Source organism: Rhizobium albus (assembly GCA_030160035.1).
In the GTDB taxonomy this organism is placed as follows: domain Bacteria; phylum Pseudomonadota; class Alphaproteobacteria; order Rhizobiales; family Rhizobiaceae; genus Georhizobium; species Georhizobium albus.
Genome location: BSNO01000003.1, coordinates 1,114,544 through 1,133,175, shown reverse-complemented (window position 1 = coordinate 1,133,175; position 18,632 = coordinate 1,114,544). Strand labels below are relative to the sequence as shown.

Genomic DNA, 18,632 nt, shown 5'->3' with positions numbered 1-18,632 from the left:
GTTTGGCCGCCGCGGCTAGCGCTTCAGGCGGAGGCTTGCTTTTGCCTGTCGCTCACGACCTGGAGCCCGAGCACGAGGAGGCAGAGGCTCGCGATCGGCACCAAGACCAGCGAGACGCCTTCCCAACCCCAATGGTTCAGCGCGCCGCCTGAGGCGAGCGACGCCACGGCCACCAGCGAGAACAGGAAGCCGTCGTGGAAGCCCTGCACCTTGTTCTTTTCCGATTGCCGGTACGTGGCGGTGACCATGGCGGTCGAGCCGATGAAGCCGAAGTTCCAGCCGATTCCGAGCAGAACGAGCGCCAGCCAGAAATTCCAAAGCTCGATGCCGATGAAGGCAATGAAGGCGCAGACCAGCAAGAGTGCGAGGCCGATGCCGACGATGGTCGCTTCTCCGAACCGGCGGATGAGATGACCGGTGAAGAAGCTCGGAGCGAACATCGCCATCACGTGCCACTGTATGCCGAGCGTGGCGAGATCGGCCGAGAAGCCGCAGGCGACCATGGCGAGCGGCGCGCCTGTCATCATGAAGGTCATCAGCGCGTAGGTGCCCACCCCGCACACCATGGCGGTGACGAAGCGACGCTGTGAGACGATGTCGCGCAAGGGACGCGGGCGATCGGCAGCCGACTGCGTCGCCGGGTCGACGACGACATCCTTGCTTTCGCGCAGCAACGACAGGATCAGCGCTCCAAGAAGGCCGAGCCCGATCATCGCTACGAAGATGCCGGCGAAGGGGACTGTCGGGAACATCTCCCGGCTGAAGATCACCGTTTGGGGACCGATGACGGCAGCGAAGACCCCACCGGCAAGCACCCAGGAGATCGCCTGCGCCTTGAACTGCGGAGGCGCATTGTCGGCCGCAGCAAAGCGGTATTGCTGCACAAAGGCGCCGCCGCAGCCGATGATCGCCAGAGCGAAGGCGAAGAACCAGAAGGAGCCGATCCAAAGGGCGAGCGCTGCGAGCGCGCCGCCGGCTGCGGTGAACGCGGCACCGACCATGAAGCCCAGCCGACGCCCCGTCACCCGCATGATGGCCGCCGCACCGAAGGCGCCGAGCGCCAATCCGACCGTGAATCCTGTCACCGGCGCCGTCGCGAGCGATTTGTCGCTGCCGAGAAGATAATAGCCCGCAAGGCCGCCCATGGAGATCGTCATCGGGGCGGCAGCGCCCACAACCGCCTGCGCGGCCGCAAGAACGACGGCGTTGATCCGCGCGCTTCTTGCTGTCGAAGAGCCCTGCCCGCTCATGTGATCACGGGCAGATGCGCTCATTTGGAGGACGGAGCCTTGTCGGAACTGGCCGGTCCACCTTGAGCAGGTGACCGGTCGCCGCGCAACTGGCGGGCGAGCCTGTCGAGCACAGCGTTCACGATCTTCGGCTCTTCGCCGACATAGAACGCCTGGGCGATATCGACATATTCGGTGACGATCACGGCGACCGGCACGTCCTTGCGGGTCGACAGTTCGAGCGTTCCTGCACGCAGGATCGCGCGCAGCGTTGAATCAAGACGCGACAGCGGCCAATCCATCGTGAGCGCCGAGGCGATCAGCGGATCGAGGTTGCGCTGATCGGACACGACGCCGGACACGATGGAGCGGAACCATGCCGCATCCGCCTGCCGGTAGGTGTCGCCGTCGATCTCACGGCCCAAGCGATGGTTTTCGTATTCGGCGATCACTTCCAGCACGCCGGTGCCGGCAATGTCCATCTGGTAGAGCGCCTGCACGGCAGCGAGGCGTGCGGCGCCGCGCTGGTTTGCGGGTCTCACCTCGCCGGCTGGGCGGCCTGAAACCTGTTCCTGTCGGTCCTTGTCGCTCACGCTGCGTTCAGCCTGTTCTTGACGGCGATCATGGTCAGCGCCGCGCGCGCTGCGAAACCACCTTTGTCCTTCTCGTGCTTGCGTGCCCGTACCCACGCCTGCTCGTCGTTCTCGACGGTCAGGATGCCGTTGCCAATCGCGAGCGCCTCGTCGACAGCAAGATCGGTCAGCGCACGGCTCGATTCATTGGCCACGATCTCGAAATGGTAGGTCTCGCCGCGGATGACGGTGCCGAGTGCGACGAAGCCGTCATAATCGGTGCCGCCTTCATCGGCCGCGTCGAGCGCCATGGAGATGACGGCCGGGATCTCCAACGCACCGGGTACGGTGATGAGGTCGTAGGTTGCGCCGGCTTCGTCCAGAGCCGCCTTGGCGCCCTCGAGCAGGGCATCGGCGAGATCGTCATAGAAACGCGCCTCGACGATCAACAGATGAAGCTTCTCGGATTGCGCCATGAAACGGGTATCCTTGCGCCGGAATGCGGCGATGTGTGGGTCATATGGGAGTGGAGCGCGTCAAACCATGTGCCGTCTGCTTTGGCAAGCCCAATCGCCCGCCAAGCGGCATCTCAGGCGGCGAACTCCGCCAGCCGTGCAGCGTAGCGCGCCATCTGGTCGATTTCGAGATTGACGCGGTCGCCCGCCTTGCGCTCGCCCCAGGTTGTGACTTCGAGCGAATGGCGGATGAGCAGCACGTCGAAGCGTGCACCATCGACGCCGTTGACCGTGAGCGACGTGCCGTCGAGCGCCACGGAGCCCTTGCGCGCGATGAACCGAGCCAATTCAGCCGGTGCTTCCAGCGTAAAGCGGGTCGCATCGCCTTCGCTCTCCACGGAGATGATCGTGGCTGTCCCGTCGATGTGGCCGGAAACGAGGTGTCCGCCCAGTTCATCGCCGATCTTGAGCGAGCGTTCCAGGTTGACGCGCGCACCGACCGTCCATTCGCCGATCGTGGTCAGCCGCAGCGCTTCTTCCCATGCCTCCACTTCGAACCAGTGCTCTTCGCTTGGCGCCGAAAGCGCAGTCACGGTCAGGCAGGGGCCGGAGCAGGCGATCGAGGCGCCGATATCGATGCCGGCAGGATCATAGGACGTTGCGATGCGCAGCTTCAGCCCGTGATCGAGCTTTTGCGTGGCCATTACCCGGCCGATATCCGTGACGATCCCGGTGAACATCAGCGCTCTCTCTTCCATTCTTCGAACCGATCGCTGCCATAAAGCATCGTCCGGCGCGGTGAAAAACCTGCGGGCATGGCGGCGGACGTGAACGGAGCGTCAATGCCGTCATCACCGACCGTCACGGTGCTGGTGAAAAGCGCGATCCGATCCACAAGATCGTCGCGGATAAACGACGCTGCGACCGACGCGCCGCCTTCTACGAGCAATGTGTAGACGCCGCGAGCGCCGAGATCGTCCAGAAGTTCCGGCAAGGCAATGCGGCCATTGTGGCGGGCGCAGGCAACAATCTCGACGCCGGCACTTTCCAGCGCGCGGCGGGCCTTGTCGTCCTCGCTGGTCGTGGCGACCCAGAGCGGCACATCGCGCGCGGCTTTCACGAGTTGGCTGTCGAGCGGCAGGCGCAGATGATCGTCAAGGACGATGCGGATCGGCGACCGGCGCTCCAGCCCAGGCAAGCGGCATGTCAGCGCCGGATCATCCTCGAGCACGGTGTTGATCCCGACCAGAATCGCATCGCTTTCGGCGCGCATCAGATGGGACTGCGCGCGCGACACGTCTCCGGAGATCGCGACTTGCCCTGCCCCGGCCCGTCCGATCTTGCCGTCTGCCGAAACTGCCGCTTTCAGAGTCACATGCGGCCGGTTGCTCGTGCGCTGCATGAGATAGCCGGCCAGCGCATGCTCGGAGGCCTCCGCCGACACACCGGGCACGGTTTCGATGCCGGCGGCGCGCAGGATCTCGAAGCCCTTGCCGGATACGCGGTGGTCCGGATCCATCGTCGCGGCCATCAGGCGCCTGATGCCGGATCGGGCCAGCGCCTCGGCGCAAGGCGGCGTTCGGCCGTGATGGGCGCAGGGTTCGAGCGTGACATAGGCGGTTGCGCCACGGGCGCGCTCGCCGGCTTCTGCCAATGCCTCGGCTTCGGCGTGGGGCCGGCCGCCAAGCGCGGTCACCCCGCGGCCGACGATGACCGGGCCATGACCGGTGTCGGCAACGATCAGGGTCGCGACGGATGGGTTGGAGCCGGTCAGGCCTGAGTGGCGCAGCGACAGCCGGATTGCGGCTGCCATGAAGCGGCGATCGTCGGCCGTCACCGCGGCGCCGTCAGCACATTCAGTCATTCGCAGCGGTGGTGTCCGCATTGATGCGGGCGGTCAGTTCGTTGATGACGTTCTCGAAGTCTTCGGGGCCTGAGAAGTCGCGATAGACCGAGGCGTAGCGGACGAAACCGACGTCATCGAGCGCCTTCAGCGCCTCGATGACGAGAAGCCCGATCTGCTCGGACTGGATGTCCTGTTCGCCGGAGCTTTCCAAACGCCTGACGATGGCGGAGACGGCGCGCTCGATCCGGTCACGCTCCACCGGCCGCTTGCGCAGCGCGATCTCGAAGGAGCGCATCAGCTTGTCGCGATCGAAGGGCACGCGCCGGCCGGTCTTCTTGATGACCGTCAGTTCACGCAGTTGTACCCGCTCGAAGGTCGTGAAGCGGCCCCCGCAATCCGGGCACACGCGACGGCGGCGGATGGCTGCACCATCCTCTGCCGGACGCGAATCCTTGACCTGGCTGTCTTCCGACGAGCAGTAGGGGCAGCGCATAAGGCCGGTCAGCCGAGATGCGGATAGATCGGGAAGCGATCCGTGAGCGCGATTACCTTGGCCTTCACCGCTTCCTCGACCTTGGCATTGCCCTCTTCCGAATTGGCTGCCTTCAGTCCGTCGAGCACTTCGACGATCAGGCGGCCGATTTCACGGAACTCATCCTTGCCGAAACCGCGGGTGGTGCCGGCCGGCGTGCCGAGGCGAACGCCGGACGTGACCATCGGCTTTTCCGGATCGTCCGGTACGCCGTTCTTGTTGCAGGTGATGTAGGCGCGGCCGAGTGCAGCTTCGGAAGCCTTGCCCGTGAGGTTCTTCGGACGCAGGTCGACAAGCATCAGATGCGTGTCGGTGCCGCCGGAGACGATTTGCAGGCCACCTTCGACCAGCGTTTCGGCCAGGACATTGGCGTTTTCAACGACCTGCGCCGTATAGTTGCGGAATTCAGGCGTCAGCGCTTCGCCGAATGCCACTGCCTTGCCGGCGATGACATGCATCAGCGGGCCGCCCTGGAGACCGGGGAAAACGGCCGAATTGATCTTCTTGGCGATCGCCTCGTCATTGGTGAGGACGATGCCGCCACGCGGACCGCGCAGCGTCTTGTGGGTCGTGGATGTCGCCACATGGGCATGCGGGAACGGGCTTGGATGCTGGCCACCGGCAACGAGACCGGCGAAATGCGCCATGTCGACCCAGAGATAGGCACCCACTTCGTCCGCGATCTTGCGGAAACGGGCGAAATCGATCTGGCGCGAATAGGCCGAACCGCCAGCCACGATGATCGCCGGCTTGTGTTCGCGGGCCAGTTCCTCGACCTGATCGTAGTCGAGCAGGCCGGTGGACGAGACCACACCGTACTGAACGGCATTGAACCACTTGCCGGAAATGTTCGGCTTGGCGCCATGGGTCAGGTGACCGCCGGCGTCGAGGCTCATGCCGAGAATGGTGTCGCCGGGCTTCGACAGGGCGAGAAGCACCGCCTGGTTCGCCTGGCTGCCGGAATTCGGCTGCACATTGGCGAAGCCGCAACCGAAGAGTTTGGTCACACGCTCGATGGCAAGCTCTTCGGCGATATCGACAAACTGGCAGCCGCCATAATAGCGCTTGCCGGGATAGCCTTCGGCATATTTGTTCGTCATCACCGAGCCCTGAGCTTCCAGGACGGCGCGCGAGACGATGTTTTCGGATGCGATCAGTTCGATTTCGTGACGCTGGCGCTCAAGCTCCTTGCCGATCGCGCCGAAAATCTCGGCATCGGCTTCAGCAAGCGAGCGATTGAAGAAAGCGTCGGCGAAACGCTTGGCGGAAGCCTGGGATGCAGTGGACATGGGCCCTGAAGTCCTTTCGCTCTTGACGTGGCGCCCTCTTAAACCCGGCAGGCAGCGAGAGCAATATGAACGACCTGTACTGCGGCACTTTCGCAGTGGCTGCGGCCGATCAGGCGGCCAGATGCGGATGCTGCCCGCGACGATAGGCGGAACGGAACTCCCGCGGTGTCATTTCACGGCGCGCTTTGAAGATGCGATTGAACAGCGCGAGGTTGCGATAGCCGACCTCGTCGGCGATCACATGGATTGGCCGATCGGTATCGATCAGCAGCGAACACGCGTGCCCAATGCGCAGCTGCGTCAGATATTCGAGCGGCGTCAGGCGCGTCTGGCGCCGGAACATGCGGTGAAGCGCCGATTCGCTGAGGCAGGCAATCTCGGCAAGTTCGGCAATGGCGATCGGCTCGCGATGGTTGGCATGAAGATGCTCCAGCACCTTGTCGATGCGCGGACGATCGGCTTCGGAGGTGGTGGCGAGCGCGCGGCCGGGGCTTGCCAACAGGCTTCGGTGCTCGTCGCGCGTCAACCGCGCAAAGACCGAGAGCAGGCGCACGAGCCGCTCGTCGGCCGGCAGATCCACCAGCGCTTCGAGATCCGGCCTGACCGCGGCAGCGATCTCCGGCGAAAAACAGACCGCACGGTCAGCTTCGGTCAGCAGATGGCGCAACGACGCCATTTCGGTGAAGAGGGCCGTCAGCGAGCCCGCCCATGTTTCCGTGAACTGGATGACGAGCGCGCGATGGGGTCCGGCGTCATTGACCTTGTCGCTGGATGCCCAGCTATGCGCCAGTCCCGGTCCGAGCAGAACGAGATCACCATCGTCATAGGCGCCGATGTGATCGCCGACATAGCGGTGACCGCGACTGTTCAACGTCAGGGTCAGCTCGTATTCGGGATGATGATGCCATTCGAAAGGGATGCCGTCCGGCAGGACGCGATCGAGAAAGGCCCAGGATGCGCCATCGGACTGGCGAATCTTTTCCAGAAACGGCCTCATAAACGCGCCCTCCTCTCACGTCACGCCAGTATCCTACCAGAATCTGCCAGAACACGACAACATGCGTTTGATGGAGCGCGTAATCTCTCGTCATCATTGTCATGTTGACCCGATGGGAGGGAGACCATGTACCAAGCAGCCCTGAAGCAGCCGGTCGTCGAGGAAGAAGACGGCCACGGCGATCACCCCCAGGCCATGGGTGTCACCACCCAACTCAAGGACATCGAAAAGACCTTGCCGCTGCGCGTCCTGTCCGAGGACGACTGGAAGCACTGGACGACGCGCGGCTATGTCATCGTGCGCGGCGCCGTTCCCAAGGAACAGTGCGATGCCGTGATCGACATGCTGTGGGAGTTCCAGGAGATGGATCGCAACGACCCGTCGACCTGGTACAAGCCGCAGCTGCGCGAATACAAGATGAAGGAACTGAACAACGCGGGCATGGTGGAAGTCTATAACCACCAGACGCTCTGGGATAACCGCCAGACCCAGCGCGTCTACGATGCCTTCGTCGACATCTGGGACCGCGAAAACCTCTGGGTGGCCATCGACCGCGCCAACCTCAATCCCCCGAACAAGGCAGCGCGTGCCGCCCAGCAGGAAAACGGCTTCATCCATTTCGATGTCGACACGTCGGTGCGGCCGTTCCCGATCAGCGTGCAGGGCGTGCTTTCGCTTGCCAAGCAGGACAAGGAAACAGGTGGCTTCCAGTGCGTTCCCGACCTCTTTGCCGAGCTTGAAGAGTGGTGCGATCGCCAGCCGGAGGACCGCAATCCTTTTAAGCCCGACACCACCGGCTACGATATCGTCAATATCGACATGGAACCGGGCGACCTGTTGATCTTCAACTCACTGCTGGCTCACGGCGTGCGGCCGAACCGCTCGGAGAATCGCGTCCGGATGGCGCAGTACATCTCCATGTTCCCCGGCGATTTCGATAACACCCGCGTGCGCGACGAGCGGATCCGGCTTTGGCAGGAGCGCGAAGCACCGAAGGGCAACCCCTTCCCCGGCGACCCGCGCGAGTTGGAGAAGCAGAACCCTGTCGCCGAGCTCAATCCGCTCGGCCGCAAGCTGCTCGGCCTCGATCGCTGGTAAGTCTCGGACTACCTGCTTTACGGAAGGGCGTCCGCTGATGCGGGCGCCCTTTTCGTTTTCGGCGACGCTCGCCTTCAGTAACACTTCATTATCCATGAGCGGCGTGATCTTGGGGGATGGCGCCGCTCGCCCGTTGAGATGAGGAACGGTCTCCCGATGATGCGTGTTGGGTGCGTGGACAGCAGATCGGTAGGAGATTCTTGAATGACAAAACGTGCATCCGACTTCGCGGAACGTGCTTCCTCAAATCCATACTGCTCGGCGCGCTCGCGCTGATCATCGCGATGACGATTGGGCTCGTTGTGGAGGCCTTCACGCCATCAGCTCAGGCCCTCAACCGATATGAGTCTTTGATCACCTGCACCCTCGTGCTGGAGCATGGGCGCTTTGCCGCAGCCAAGCCCTGCGCTGCTCGGCCAGATGAAGCCCCCTAGCGTCATTGTAGAGGCGCACAAAGCAAAATGGCCGCCTTTCGGCGGCCATCAGAAGATTCCGGTTGATCAGGAAGATCAGCCTTCCTGCATCGCCAGTTCCGGCGCGCCATCGCGCTTGTAGATATCGTCGCGGAACTGCACCACGCGGTCGGACGTCGCCCAGGCCGTGATGTAGGTGAAGTACACCGGCACCGGATTGTTGACGGCGATCGGGTTGACCTGGCGGGTCGCAATCACCTGCTCCATCCGCTGGCGGTTCCAGCCCGGCGTGTCACGCAGGATCCAGAGCGAAAGATCGCGCACGTTCTGCACACGCACACAGCCCGACGAATCGAAGCGAACCTCGTTGAAGAACAAGTTCTGCTGCGGCGTGTCGTGCATATACACGGCATGCTCGTTGTGGAAGTTGATCTTGGTCGAAGCCATGGCGTTGATCGCGCCGGGGTCCTGCCGGAACATCAAATTGGGTGCCTGTGCGGCGTTCCAGTCGACGGAGGACGGGGGCACTTCATTGCCCTGCCCGTCGAACAAACGAATGCTGTTTTCCGTCAAATAGTTCGGGTTCTGCCGCATCAGCGGCATGATGTCCTTCTCGATGATCGAGCGCGGCGCGGTCCAGGTCGGATTAAGGATGACCTCGTGGATCTGCGAATTCAGAATCGGGGTCTGACGGTCGATCTTGCCTACAACGGCCGTGTGGCGCGAAGCGACCTGATTGCCTTCAACAGCCTCGATCGCCGCCGCAGGAATATTGACCGCAACGTGACGCGGGCCAAGATCGCCGGCCATTGTCTGCAGGCGCACGACGTTGGTTTCGAGCTGGCCGAGACGGATATCAGCCGGCACGTTCAGCGCCTTGAAGGTCAGTTCGCCCATTACACCATCGGCAGGAAGGCCGTGGCGCGCCTGGAACCGCTTGACTGCTCCATCCACGTAGGAATCGAAAGCCAGAGACATGCCGGCATCCATTGGCAGATCACCGGAAATCATCAGGCGCTGGCGCAGCGGCTGGACGGCCGGGTCGGTCGCGCCGAGCTGCAGGCGCGTTTCCGGCACATAGGGCCAGCCACCGTTACGGACGATGTTCTGGTAATCGATCAGCGCGAAATTGGTGTAATTCACCGTATCGAGGCTCAGCACCGGAACGTTCGAGGTCACCTGCTCGACGCCGCGCGTGCCACGAGCATCGAACTGGTCGTCCCAGTTGCCGCGCCGAGGTGCATTCAGAATGGAATCGAGCACAGTCTGGGCACTTGCTGCTCCAGCAAAAGCGGTAGCACCTACCGTTGCCGCACTCGAAAGAAACGCGCGCCGGGACAGCCGTTCAAATCCGTTTTTCATCGCCATTCAACCACACCATTTCATTCGGGACGTTCTAGACGCAGGAGCCGTGAAGCTATCATCCGTATAGTTAATGAAACGAAACCCTGGAAAGCTGCCGGTCCGCGATCGCATTCACAAATTCGCGAGCGTCGGTACTTTGGGGTTTCGGCGAGCTCGGCGGCACATTGGAACGCCCCGTCTGCCCTCTTCATCCAAAGAGGTGTCATCGCAATATGGCCAATTCGTGATTCAGGAATGGCCGGGAACCGGCTTGGACGAGGAACAGCGAAATACGATCTTCGCCGTTGCAGGACTGCAACTTAAACGACCTGCGGCCTCCGGTCGCAACAGCAGGGAAGCTGCAGCGATCGGAGGTCGGGACCGGAGGTGGTCGAAGGTCGGGTTGCCTTAGAGGCGGTAGAGGATCTGGTCGTTCCAGAACCGGTCGAGGCGCTGCATCAACTTGTTCATCTTCTCGAAATCGTCGGTGCCGATGCCGCCGACCTGTTCGATCGAGCCGATGTGACGGTCATAGAGCGCGCCGACGACCTTGGCGATCTCGTTGCCCTTGTCGGTCAGGCTGACGCGGACCGAGCGGCGGTCGATGCGCGAGCGCTGGTGGTTGATGAAGCCGAGATCGACCAGCTTCTTGAGGTTGTAGGAGACGTTGGAGCCGAGATAGTAGCCGCGCGAACGAAGCTCGCCTGCGGTCAGCTCCGAATTGCCAATGTTGAACAGGAGCAGCGCCTGGACGGCGTTGATGTCGCTCTGTCCCTTGCGGTCGAACTCATCCTTGATGACGTCGAGCAGACGGCGGTGAAGGCGCTCCACCAACTGGAGCGATTCCAGATAAAGATTGCGAAGAGCACCTTCGCGGTTCTGCGTTTCGTTGGACTGCAGCTTTGCCTGTGCCATTGTTTTCGAGCCTCTCCGTGATCCCTGTTGGCGGCTGTTGTTTTCTTCCGCCTTGGGAGAGACCCTATCGAATACCCATAAAATTGGACTTAAAGGCTAGCATTAACAGCGCCTTACCGAAGTGCCTCCGTGTGTCAGAGTGAATCAACCCTTACCGGTCGGCGCGAACGGAGCTTCTCGACATAAAGAACGCCGCGCAAAGCTGCATAGATCGAAATGACGAGGATGTGCAGCGCGGCGACGACAAGGTTCTGGCCGAAGAGCGACGGAAAGCCGAGATGCATGGTGATTTCGGTGGCTGCGGCGCAGAACCAGATGACCGGCCCCCAGGATACCGGCATCCACAGCCCGACGGCTGCGACGGGAAACAGGACCGCAAGCGCGGTGGCAGCGACCCGCCAATGGACGGGCATCAGATCGAAGCGCCACAATTCGCCGCCATAGAGGCCGGACAACAATGCCCAGTAATGCAACGCCGATACCAGCGCGCCGATCGCGACCAGCCGCTGGAAGATGTTGAACAGCCGGAAGGTCAGCGTTTCCCTCGGTCGCGCATCGCTCTCAAGCAGCATCGTCTGGTTTCCGTCATTCATCGTCGCCCGTGTGTGCCACGCGACATCGAGACGCTCAAGGCGCAATGCCATGCGGGTAGTGGCGCGATTGCGGCTGTGCTATGCCCGGCCAGCCGCAGCGTCCGCTGCCAGAAGCTCAAGAAACGCATCCAGGAGCCGGCCATGAACAGGCACGTCACCTCCCCCGCTACAGGTCATCAGACCGGTTCTAATCTCGTCGACGACATCACCGGCCACCGCCGCATGCGCCGCAACCGCAAGGCGGATTGGACGCGCCGCCTCGTGCAGGAGAACCGGCTGACGGTGGACGATCTGATCTGGCCGATATTCCTGATCCCGGGCGACAATCGTCGCGAAAGCATCGATGCCATGCCGGGTGTCGAGCGGCTGACCGTCGACATGGCGGTGGAAGAAGCCAAGCGCGCGGCCGATCTCGGCATTCCGGCGCTCGCCACCTTCCCCAACATTTCCATGAATCTGCGCGACGAGACGGGCTCGCACAGCCTCGCGAGCGACAATCTGATCAACGAGGCGACGCGGGCCATCAAGAAGGCAGTGCCGCATATCGGGATCATCACCGACGTGGCGCTCGATCCTTTTACCAGCCACGGCCATGACGGCATCCTGAAGGACGGCCAGATCCTCAACGACGACACCGTTTCTCAAATCGCACAGGCGGCCGTGATCCAGGCCGATGCCGGTTCCGACATCATCGCGCCATCCGACATGATGGATGGACGCATCGGCGCGATCCGCCGGGCGCTCGATGAGGCCGGGCACCAGAATGTCGGCATCATGTCCTATGCGACGAAATTCGCGTCGGCCTATTACGGGCCTTACCGCGAGGCGATCGGCACCGGCGGATTGCTGAAGGGCGACAAGCGCACCTATTACATCGACCCCGCCAATAGCGACGAGGCCGTGCGCGAAGCGGCGCTCGACGTCGAGGAAGGCGCCGACATGCTGATGGTGAAGCCGGGGCAACCCTATCTCGACATCATCGCGCGGCTGAAGGACGCCTTCGCCATGCCGACTTTCGCCTACCAGGTGTCGGGCGAATATTCGATGATCCGGGCTGCCGCCGCCAATGGCTGGATCGACGGCGAGAAGGTGATGCTGGAAACCCTGCTCGCCTTCAAGCGCGCCGGCTGCGACGGCATCCTCACCTATTTCGCACCGGAGGTTGCCACGCTGCTTTCGCGGCGGTGACGTGATTTCGTACCTCGTTGAATAAAGCAACCGCCCTCCCCACATCAGTGCGGCCCGATCAGGGGCAAGAACGAGGACGGATTGGACGATGACGACGCAGGCCCAGATTGACGAAGCCGTACCGCTGCAGACCGGCGCACTGGACGACTGGCGTTCCTACGAAGGCGTGCGCACGCGGCGCATGCTGGCTTTCTGCATCGATTACACGATCGTGCTTCTGCTCAGCATTCCAGTCGCGGTCATCGTGTTCTTCATCGGCCTTCTGACGCTCGGCCTCGGCTGGGCGCTCTATGGTGTGCTCTTCGCGCTCGTCGCCCTGCCCTATGTGGGCTTCACGATGGGCGGGCCGAACCAGGCGACGCCCGGCATGCGGCTCATGGGCATCATGATCGCGCGCACCGACGGCCGTCCAGTCGACACGATGCTGGCCATGGTTCACGCGGTGGTCTTCTGGGCCGGCAACGTGATCCTCACGCCGTTGATCCTGCTGGCGAGCCTCTTTCTCGACCGCAAGCGACTGGTTCACGACATGTTGCTCGGCACCGTCGTGCTGCGCACCAGCGCGCTTCGCTGAGCTTTTATCGACACGAAGAGACGAGCCCGCGCGGGCGGGCTCGTCGATGCCGAGCGCACCGTGCCCTTTTCCTTTCGGCAGTCAGCCGACGCGGTCGGTCTTCAACGATCCAGTTGACGTTTCCGCAGCTTGCGCCATGGTATGGGGGATCAAGAGGGCAAGAATCTTCGATCGAGCGCGATGACCAGCCATCCCGTCCAATCTCCGCAGTTTTTCCTGACGGCCCCCTCGCCCTGCCCTTATCTCGAAGGCCAGTTCGAGAGGAAGGTCTTCACGCATCTCGTCGGCGAGAAAGCGAGCGATCTCAACGATCTGCTGACGCAGGGCGGCTTCAGGCGCTCGCAGAACATTGCTTATCGCCCCGCCTGCGAGACGTGCCGTGCCTGCATTTCCGTGCGCATTCTCGTCGATGAGTTTCAGCCGTCGCGCTCGATGCGCCGTGTGCTTCAACGCAACTCCGACCTCATCGCGATCGAATATCCGGCAGAACCGTCGAGCGAACAATATTCGCTGTTTCGCGATTACCTCGATGCTCGGCACCGCAAGGGCGGCATGTCGGACATGACCGTGCTCGATTACGCGATGATGGTCGAAGACAGCCATGTCGAGACGAAGATCATCGAATACCGGATCGCCGACCCCGACAGCCGCATCACCGGCAAGTCGACGGGGCCGCTCATCGCCGTGGCGCTGTCAGACGTCATGGGCGACGGCATGTCGATGGTCTATTCCTTCTACGATCCAGAGCACCGCGATCGCTCGCTCGGCAGCTTCATGATCCTCGACCACATTGCGCGCACGCGCCAGCGCGGCCAGCCGCATGTCTATCTCGGCTACTGGGTCGCCGGCTCGCGGAAGATGGATTACAAGACGAAGTTCCTGCCCCAGGAACATCTCGGCGCGCGTGGCTGGGAACGGTTTCGCGACGCGGTCTGATCTCAGGCAGGCCTTGGCAGGCCGCTTCTAATCCTTTTCGATGCAGTCCTGATGCAGGATCTCTTCTGCGCCATCGCTGCCACGGTACAGACTTCCCTTATTGCCCTTGGACCACCAGACGAAGCGTTCGCCTTCGCCGGCCGTCGCATAGCGCGCGCCGGAGCCGCTGATGATGGTCTCCATCACGTGCATGACGCCGTCGGCGCGCACGACTGCAAGCGATAGCCCGCTCGCCATGTTGAGATAGGCGATGTCGATCTCAGCGCCGTCGGCGCAGACATAGGTGGCGACGACGCCTTCATAGGCAGGCGCCTCGTCTTGGGCGAACGCCGACGTCACCAATGCCAGTACAGTGACGCCGAGAGCTGTGGATGCGAAGCGGACCATGTTCGACCTCGTCCCCTCTCTCGGAGCTTCAGCCAGTGAACTTGCCGCTTCGCGGGAAACCCTTCGGAGCGATGCGGCCAGCCTGGGCTCGGTCGCCCAGCCATTCGGTCAGCTCTTCCCGGTTGCGTGTGAAGGACCGACCGGCCGAATCGGCCCAGCTCAAACCGTCGGCCATGGCGAAGCACTTGAGATCGGCGATGCCGCCATCCTTGTAGCGCTGGAGGCGCACGCCCTTGCCGCGGCTCATCTCGGGAATCTGAACCAGCGGGAAGACCAAGAGCTTGCGGTTTTCGCCGATCACGGCAACGCTGTCGCCGGAGACGGGAACGACCATGCGCGCCTCGTCCGGCAGCTTGACGTTCATCACCTGCTTGCCCTTGCGGGTGTTCGCGACAAGCTCGCTTTCGGCGACAACGAAGCCATTTCCTTCGCCGGAGACGATGATCATCTTGGCGGTCGCGTCATAGACGAAGGCGGTGACGATATCCTGGTCGTTGTCCATCTCGACCATGATGCGCAGCGGTTCGCCGTGCCCGCGTCCGCCCGGCAGCTTGTCTGCGCCGAGCGTGAAAGCCTTGCCGCCGGTGGTGACCAGAATGATCTTGTCGGTCGTCTGGGCCGGGAACGCGGTCTTCAGCTTGTCGCCATCCTTGAAGGCGAGGCTCGAGAGATCGGACATGTGGCCTTTGAGTGCGCGGATCCATCCCTTTTCAGAGATGACGACCGTTATCGGCTCCTTCTCGATCATCGCCTGCTGGATGGCCTCCAGATCGGTCTCGGGCGCATCGGCGAACTGCGTGCGGCGGCGGCCGAGCTTCGTGTCCTTGCCGAAGGTCTTCTTGACCTCCTTCACCTGCCAGGACACCGCCTGCCACTGCTTGACGTCGGAGGACAGCAGGCCTTCGATCTTGGCCTTTTCTTCCGTAAGCTCGTCGAACTCACGCCGGATTTCCATCTCTTCGAGGCGCCGCAAGTGCCGCAGGCGCATGTTGAGGATGGACTCAGCCTGAAGCTCGGTCAGCGTGAAGGTCGCGATCAGCACCTCTTTCGGCTCGTCCTCCTCGCGGATGATGCGGATCACCTCGTCGAGGTTCAGATAGGCGATCAAAAGGCCGCCGAGGATTTCCAGCCGGCGCTCGATGGCAGCGAGGCGATGGCGCGACCGCCGCTGCAGCACGTCCTTGCGGTGTTCCAGCCACTCCCACAGCACCTCGTTCAGCGCCATGACTTTCGGCACGCGGCCCATGCTCAGAACGTTCATGTTGAGCGGGATGCGGCTTTCGAGATCGGTGACGCGGAAGAGCGATTCCATCAGAAGCTGCGGATTGACCGTGCGGCTCTTGGGGATCAGGACCAGGCGCACGTCTTCGGCCGATTCGTCGCGGACATCGTCGAGCAGCGGCAATTTGCGGGCGTTCAAGAGCTCGGCGATCTTTTCGATCAGCCGTGCCTTCTGCACCATGTACGGGATTTCCGTGACGACGATCTGATAGCCGCCGCGGCCCGTGTCCTCGGTTTCCCAGCGCGCCCGCACGCGGAAGCCACCGCGACCGGTGCGGTAGGATTCGAGGATCGAGCCCCGGCTCTCCACCATGACGCCACCGGTCGGCAGATCGGGCCCTGGAATAAACTCCATCAAATCCTCGACCGACGCATCGGGATGCTCGATCAGATGGAGAGCGGCGTCGCAGAGTTCGGCGGCATTGTGTGGCGGGATCGAGGTCGCCATGCCCACGGCAATGCCGGTGGAGCCATTGGCGAGCAGGTTCGGGAATGCGCCGGGCAGAACGGTAGGCTCGCTGTTTTCCTCGTCGTAGGTGGTGCGAAAATCGACGGCGTCCTCGTCGATGCCTTCGAGGATGAGCTCGGCGGCGGCCGTCATCTTCGATTCGGTGTAACGCATGGCGGCTGCGTTATCGCCGTCGATATTGCCGAAATTGCCCTGGCCGTTGACCAGCGGATAGCGAACGGCGAAATCCTGCGCCAGACGCACCAGCGCATCGTAGATCGACTGGTCGCCATGGGGGTGGAAGTTACCCATGACCTCGCCGACGATCTTTGCGCATTTGCGGAAGGATCCGGCCGAACGCAGACCCATCTCGCTCATGGCATAAATGATGCGGCGGTGAACCGGCTTCAGCCCGTCGCGCACGTCCGGCAGCGCCCGGTGCATGATTGTCGAGAGCGCATAGGCAAGGTAGCGCTCTTCGAGCGCCTTCTTCAGATCGATCGGTTCGATCTCGTCCGGTGATCGCGGCGGTCCAAGGTCCTTACCCATCCGTCGGGCTTATCGCCTGGGGTGTCGAGCGTAAAGAGGCGGAGCCTTCTCCGGGCTTGCGTCACGGGACTTGTCCACACGCATGTCTTCTGGACCCGCTGCCTTCATCAGGACAATAATCCGGCCATGATGGACAGGACACGAATCTCCCGCATGACTGCTGCAAGAGAGACCTACGCATGGCTTCGAAAATGCCCGTGACTTCGCTTGCCTTCATGGTCGCCTGTGGATGCGTGGTTCTGTCGGACGGAGCGCTTGCCCAGGATGGCGTGGCCGATGCGCTTCTCGACCGCATGCTCAACTCGGTCGCGATCGAGGATGGCACGTTCAGCTACGAACGCGTCGATCTCGACGGCGAGCGACTGACCTTTTCCGATGTGACGGTAACGCCCGAAGGCGGCCAGCCGGTGCCGATAGACACCGTCATCTTTGACGGCGTGTCCCGCAGTGCGGCCGGCGATTTCAATGTGGCGCAGATCCTCATACCGACGCTTCAGGTCAGCCAGACCGGCGGCCGGGTGACGGTCGAGGACATCATGGTGAGCGGTGTCGACCTGTTTGCCGATGCCGGTCGGCGGGCCTCCTACGACCAGGCGATGACTGGATCGGTCTCGGTGGTAATGGACGGCGTCCCGGTCTATTCGGCCGTATCGACGACGATCGAGGTCACGCCGGCGCTTGACGGAACGGTAGAAACGTCGGTCGAAGCGAGCGGCGTGGAGATCGATCCCGCTCTAGCCGGGCATCCAGTCGTCGTGCGAGGCCTCCAAGCGATGGGCTACGACATGCTCACTGGTTCCATGCATGTCACCAGCCGCTGGAACGAGGCGGCCGGCACGCTGACGGTGCCCGACCTAAGCCTGATGCTCGACGAAATGGGCATACTGACCTTCGATTTCGACATTGCCGGCCTTGCGGAGACGCCTTGGGCCATGATGCGCCCGACCGGTGGCTCGGACAGCGACCGCGTCGCTCTGGCTGCCCTTGCGGATGCGATGGGGTCGGCCGTGCTCTCCAACGGCTCCATCCGCTTTCTGGATACGGGCCTGACGGGCCGTATCCTCGCTTACACCGGAAGCACCCAGGGCCTGAATGCGGCAGAAATGACCAGCGTCTCGCGCATGATGCTGCCGCTTGCCGTGGCGCGCCTTGGCCACCCGCGCCTGCAGGCCGAAATTCTCGAGGTCGCAAACGCCTTCCTGATCGAGCCGGACACGTTCGAGATCAAGGCAGCGCCGGCTCAGCCGGTGCCCGTGATGCAGATCGCGGCGGCTGCGATGATGTTTCCGCAGGCCCTGCCCGACCTGCTCAATCTCAGCGTTTCGAATTTCGATCTGAGCGACCCGCTTCCGTCCAGGTAGCCACGCAACGGGCGATGATCAGCCGTGCGCCGCGTTCGAGATCCGTGGCACTCATCGGCAGCTCGCCATCGAGCGCATCCTCCGGCAGAGGCGGTACGTGGATGAAACCTGTCATGCCGGCCTGCAGCCCCTCGCAGGTGCCTGAACGGGCAAGCGCGAACGTCATGTTGCAGAGATAGCCACCGGCATCGTCCGACCATTCGACCGGCAGGCCCTCGGCCTTAAGATCGTCGGCGATGGCATTGAGCGGCAGTGTGGACGTCCAGCTTTCCGGCCCATCGCAGATCCGCTCACTTGCCGGAAGATGGCCCTGATTATCGGGACGTGCGTGCTTAAGGCTGTTGCGAGCTAGCCCCTCCAGCCGAAAACCGATCGCGCGCCGGGCGAGGCCGAACTGAATGACGATGTCCGGACGAAATGCGCGGCCGATCGCGGAGAGGCGGTCAGCAAGACGCGCATATTCCACTGGCAGGATTTCCGCTTGAAAGACTTCCAGGCCTTCGGTCGGCGGATCGAGGCTCAGGAGAAGTGCCAGCGCCTCGGTCGGATTGACCGGGGCGCCGGGGAAGACGGAAAAGCCCGTGACGAGCACGCGGGGCAACACCGTTGCGCCCTCGCCCGCCAT

Annotated in this window: 19 protein-coding genes; 5 read left to right on the top strand and 14 right to left on the bottom strand. The window is 62.7% G+C overall.

All coding sequences use genetic code 11. The features are described from left to right. Positions 1–23: 23 nt before the first annotated feature. The 8 genes from QQL76_RS13090 to QQL76_RS13055 form a co-directional block, all read right to left on the bottom strand. Positions 24–1,250 carry an MFS transporter gene (locus tag QQL76_RS13090; RefSeq protein ID WP_499208370.1) on the bottom strand — a complete coding sequence of 409 codons (1,227 nt, stop codon included), beginning with the start codon at positions 1,248–1,250 and terminating at the stop codon, positions 24–26. Positions 1,251–1,270: 20 nt separating this feature from the next. Beyond that, positions 1,271–1,822: a transcription antitermination protein NusB gene (gene nusB / locus QQL76_RS13085; protein ID WP_499208018.1), complete on the bottom strand. Its 552-nt coding sequence runs from the start codon at positions 1,820–1,822 to the stop codon at positions 1,271–1,273. Continuing rightward, on the bottom strand, positions 1,819–2,277 hold the full coding sequence (gene ribH, locus QQL76_RS13080; protein WP_499208017.1) for a 6,7-dimethyl-8-ribityllumazine synthase: 459 nt from the start codon (positions 2,275–2,277) through the stop codon (positions 1,819–1,821). The genes nusB and ribH overlap by 4 nt, the downstream gene beginning before the upstream one ends. 113 nt (positions 2,278–2,390) lie before the next feature. Beyond that, positions 2,391–2,996, bottom strand: coding sequence for a riboflavin synthase (locus QQL76_RS13075; protein WP_499208016.1), 606 nt, complete (start codon positions 2,994–2,996; stop codon positions 2,391–2,393). Then, positions 2,996–4,120 (bottom strand): bifunctional diaminohydroxyphosphoribosylaminopyrimidine deaminase/5-amino-6-(5-phosphoribosylamino)uracil reductase RibD, encoded by a 1,125-nt coding sequence (gene ribD, locus QQL76_RS13070; protein ID WP_499208015.1) that lies wholly within the window; start codon positions 4,118–4,120, stop codon positions 2,996–2,998. Before ribD ends, QQL76_RS13075 begins: the two co-directional genes overlap by 1 nt. Further along, a complete protein-coding gene (gene nrdR / locus QQL76_RS13065; RefSeq protein ID WP_126010729.1) occupies positions 4,113–4,595 on the bottom strand; it encodes a transcriptional regulator NrdR in 483 nt (160 codons plus the stop codon). The genes ribD and nrdR overlap by 8 nt, the downstream gene beginning before the upstream one ends. Before the next feature lie 8 nt (positions 4,596–4,603). Beyond that, positions 4,604–5,923, bottom strand: coding sequence for a serine hydroxymethyltransferase (glyA, locus tag QQL76_RS13060; protein WP_499208014.1), 1,320 nt, complete (start codon positions 5,921–5,923; stop codon positions 4,604–4,606). A 109-nt stretch (positions 5,924–6,032) separates the two neighbouring features. Further along, positions 6,033–6,920, bottom strand: a complete 888-nt coding sequence (locus QQL76_RS13055; protein WP_499208013.1) for an AraC family transcriptional regulator — start codon at positions 6,918–6,920, stop codon at positions 6,033–6,035. 126 nt (positions 6,921–7,046) lie between these two features. On the opposite strand from QQL76_RS13055, the gene QQL76_RS13050 reads away from it, so the two are divergent. Further along, complete coding sequence (locus tag QQL76_RS13050; protein WP_499208012.1) at positions 7,047–8,018, top strand: phytanoyl-CoA dioxygenase family protein; 972 nt, start codon at positions 7,047–7,049, stop codon at positions 8,016–8,018. 509 nt (positions 8,019–8,527) lie between these two features. Here QQL76_RS13050 and QQL76_RS13045 read toward each other — a convergent pair. The 3 genes from QQL76_RS13045 to QQL76_RS13035 all read right to left on the bottom strand — a co-directional run bounded on the left by QQL76_RS13045 (position 8,528) and on the right by QQL76_RS13035 (position 11,334). Then, positions 8,528–9,799: a L,D-transpeptidase family protein gene (locus QQL76_RS13045; RefSeq protein ID WP_499208011.1), complete on the bottom strand. Its 1,272-nt coding sequence runs from the start codon at positions 9,797–9,799 to the stop codon at positions 8,528–8,530. A gap of 384 nt (positions 9,800–10,183) precedes the next feature. Continuing rightward, positions 10,184–10,690, bottom strand: coding sequence for a MarR family winged helix-turn-helix transcriptional regulator (gene ldtR / locus QQL76_RS13040; protein ID WP_499208010.1), 507 nt, complete (start codon positions 10,688–10,690; stop codon positions 10,184–10,186). Between the two features lie 134 nt (positions 10,691–10,824). Continuing rightward, positions 10,825–11,334, bottom strand: coding sequence for a DUF6163 family protein (locus QQL76_RS13035; RefSeq protein ID WP_499208009.1), 510 nt, complete (start codon positions 11,332–11,334; stop codon positions 10,825–10,827). Between the two features lie 90 nt (positions 11,335–11,424). Here QQL76_RS13035 and hemB point away from each other — a divergent pair, with 90 nt between their 5' ends. From hemB to QQL76_RS13020, 3 genes are all read left to right on the top strand, one after another. Further along, positions 11,425–12,471, top strand: coding sequence for a porphobilinogen synthase (gene hemB / locus QQL76_RS13030; protein WP_499208008.1), 1,047 nt, complete (start codon positions 11,425–11,427; stop codon positions 12,469–12,471). Between the two features lie 88 nt (positions 12,472–12,559). Further along, positions 12,560–13,045, top strand: coding sequence for an RDD family protein (locus tag QQL76_RS13025; protein WP_499208007.1), 486 nt, complete (start codon positions 12,560–12,562; stop codon positions 13,043–13,045). A gap of 180 nt (positions 13,046–13,225) precedes the next feature. Next, a complete protein-coding gene (locus tag QQL76_RS13020; RefSeq protein ID WP_499208006.1) occupies positions 13,226–13,981 on the top strand; it encodes an aspartate/glutamate leucyltransferase in 756 nt (251 codons plus the stop codon). A gap of 27 nt (positions 13,982–14,008) precedes the next feature. Here the strand turns inward: QQL76_RS13020 and QQL76_RS13015 are convergent, their stop codons facing one another. Both QQL76_RS13015 and parC read right to left on the bottom strand, forming a co-directional pair. Further along, the gene (locus QQL76_RS13015; RefSeq protein WP_499208005.1) at positions 14,009–14,368 is read right to left on the bottom strand and encodes an MliC family protein; all 360 of its coding nucleotides are present in this window, start codon (positions 14,366–14,368) and stop codon (positions 14,009–14,011) included. A gap of 28 nt (positions 14,369–14,396) precedes the next feature. Further along, complete coding sequence (gene parC, locus QQL76_RS13010; protein WP_499208004.1) at positions 14,397–16,646, bottom strand: DNA topoisomerase IV subunit A; 2,250 nt, start codon at positions 16,644–16,646, stop codon at positions 14,397–14,399. Between the two features lie 179 nt (positions 16,647–16,825). Between parC and QQL76_RS13005 the strand changes: the two genes are divergently transcribed. Beyond that, on the top strand, positions 16,826–18,007 hold the full coding sequence (locus QQL76_RS13005; RefSeq protein WP_499208003.1) for an aq_1923 C-terminal domain: 1,182 nt from the start codon (positions 16,826–16,828) through the stop codon (positions 18,005–18,007). Here QQL76_RS13005 and QQL76_RS13000 read toward each other — a convergent pair. After that, positions 17,961–18,632: a pyroglutamyl-peptidase I gene (locus tag QQL76_RS13000; RefSeq protein WP_499208002.1), complete on the bottom strand. Its 672-nt coding sequence runs from the start codon at positions 18,630–18,632 to the stop codon at positions 17,961–17,963. The two genes, QQL76_RS13005 and QQL76_RS13000, sit on opposite strands and share 47 nt — an antisense overlap.

Coding starts and splice junctions, on each gene's coding strand:
- QQL76_RS13020 (WP_499208006.1), top strand. CDS start 13,226: ATGACCAGCCATCCCGTCCAATCTCCGCAGTTTTTCCTGACGGCCCCC.
- QQL76_RS13025 (WP_499208007.1), top strand. CDS start 12,560: ATGACGACGCAGGCCCAGATTGACGAAGCCGTACCGCTGCAGACCGGC.
- QQL76_RS13035 (WP_499208009.1), bottom strand. CDS start 11,334: ATGGCATTGCGCCTTGAGCGTCTCGATGTCGCGTGGCACACACGGGCG.
- QQL76_RS13090 (WP_499208370.1), bottom strand. CDS start 1,250: ATGAGCGGGCAGGGCTCTTCGACAGCAAGAAGCGCGCGGATCAACGCC.
- QQL76_RS13055 (WP_499208013.1), bottom strand. CDS start 6,920: ATGAGGCCGTTTCTGGAAAAGATTCGCCAGTCCGATGGCGCATCCTGG.
- QQL76_RS13050 (WP_499208012.1), top strand. CDS start 7,047: ATGTACCAAGCAGCCCTGAAGCAGCCGGTCGTCGAGGAAGAAGACGGC.
- ribD (WP_499208015.1), bottom strand. CDS start 4,120: ATGACTGAATGTGCTGACGGCGCCGCGGTGACGGCCGACGATCGCCGC.
- hemB (WP_499208008.1), top strand. CDS start 11,425: ATGAACAGGCACGTCACCTCCCCCGCTACAGGTCATCAGACCGGTTCT.
- QQL76_RS13045 (WP_499208011.1), bottom strand. CDS start 9,799: ATGGCGATGAAAAACGGATTTGAACGGCTGTCCCGGCGCGCGTTTCTT.
- QQL76_RS13000 (WP_499208002.1), bottom strand. CDS start 18,632: ATGGCGGGCGAGGGCGCAACGGTGTTGCCCCGCGTGCTCGTCACGGGC.
- nrdR (WP_126010729.1), bottom strand. CDS start 4,595: ATGCGCTGCCCCTACTGCTCGTCGGAAGACAGCCAGGTCAAGGATTCG.
- QQL76_RS13075 (WP_499208016.1), bottom strand. CDS start 2,996: ATGTTCACCGGGATCGTCACGGATATCGGCCGGGTAATGGCCACGCAA.
- QQL76_RS13015 (WP_499208005.1), bottom strand. CDS start 14,368: ATGGTCCGCTTCGCATCCACAGCTCTCGGCGTCACTGTACTGGCATTG.
- ribH (WP_499208017.1), bottom strand. CDS start 2,277: ATGGCGCAATCCGAGAAGCTTCATCTGTTGATCGTCGAGGCGCGTTTC.
- ldtR (WP_499208010.1), bottom strand. CDS start 10,690: ATGGCACAGGCAAAGCTGCAGTCCAACGAAACGCAGAACCGCGAAGGT.
- QQL76_RS13005 (WP_499208003.1), top strand. CDS start 16,826: ATGGCTTCGAAAATGCCCGTGACTTCGCTTGCCTTCATGGTCGCCTGT.
- glyA (WP_499208014.1), bottom strand. CDS start 5,923: ATGTCCACTGCATCCCAGGCTTCCGCCAAGCGTTTCGCCGACGCTTTC.
- parC (WP_499208004.1), bottom strand. CDS start 16,646: ATGGGTAAGGACCTTGGACCGCCGCGATCACCGGACGAGATCGAACCG.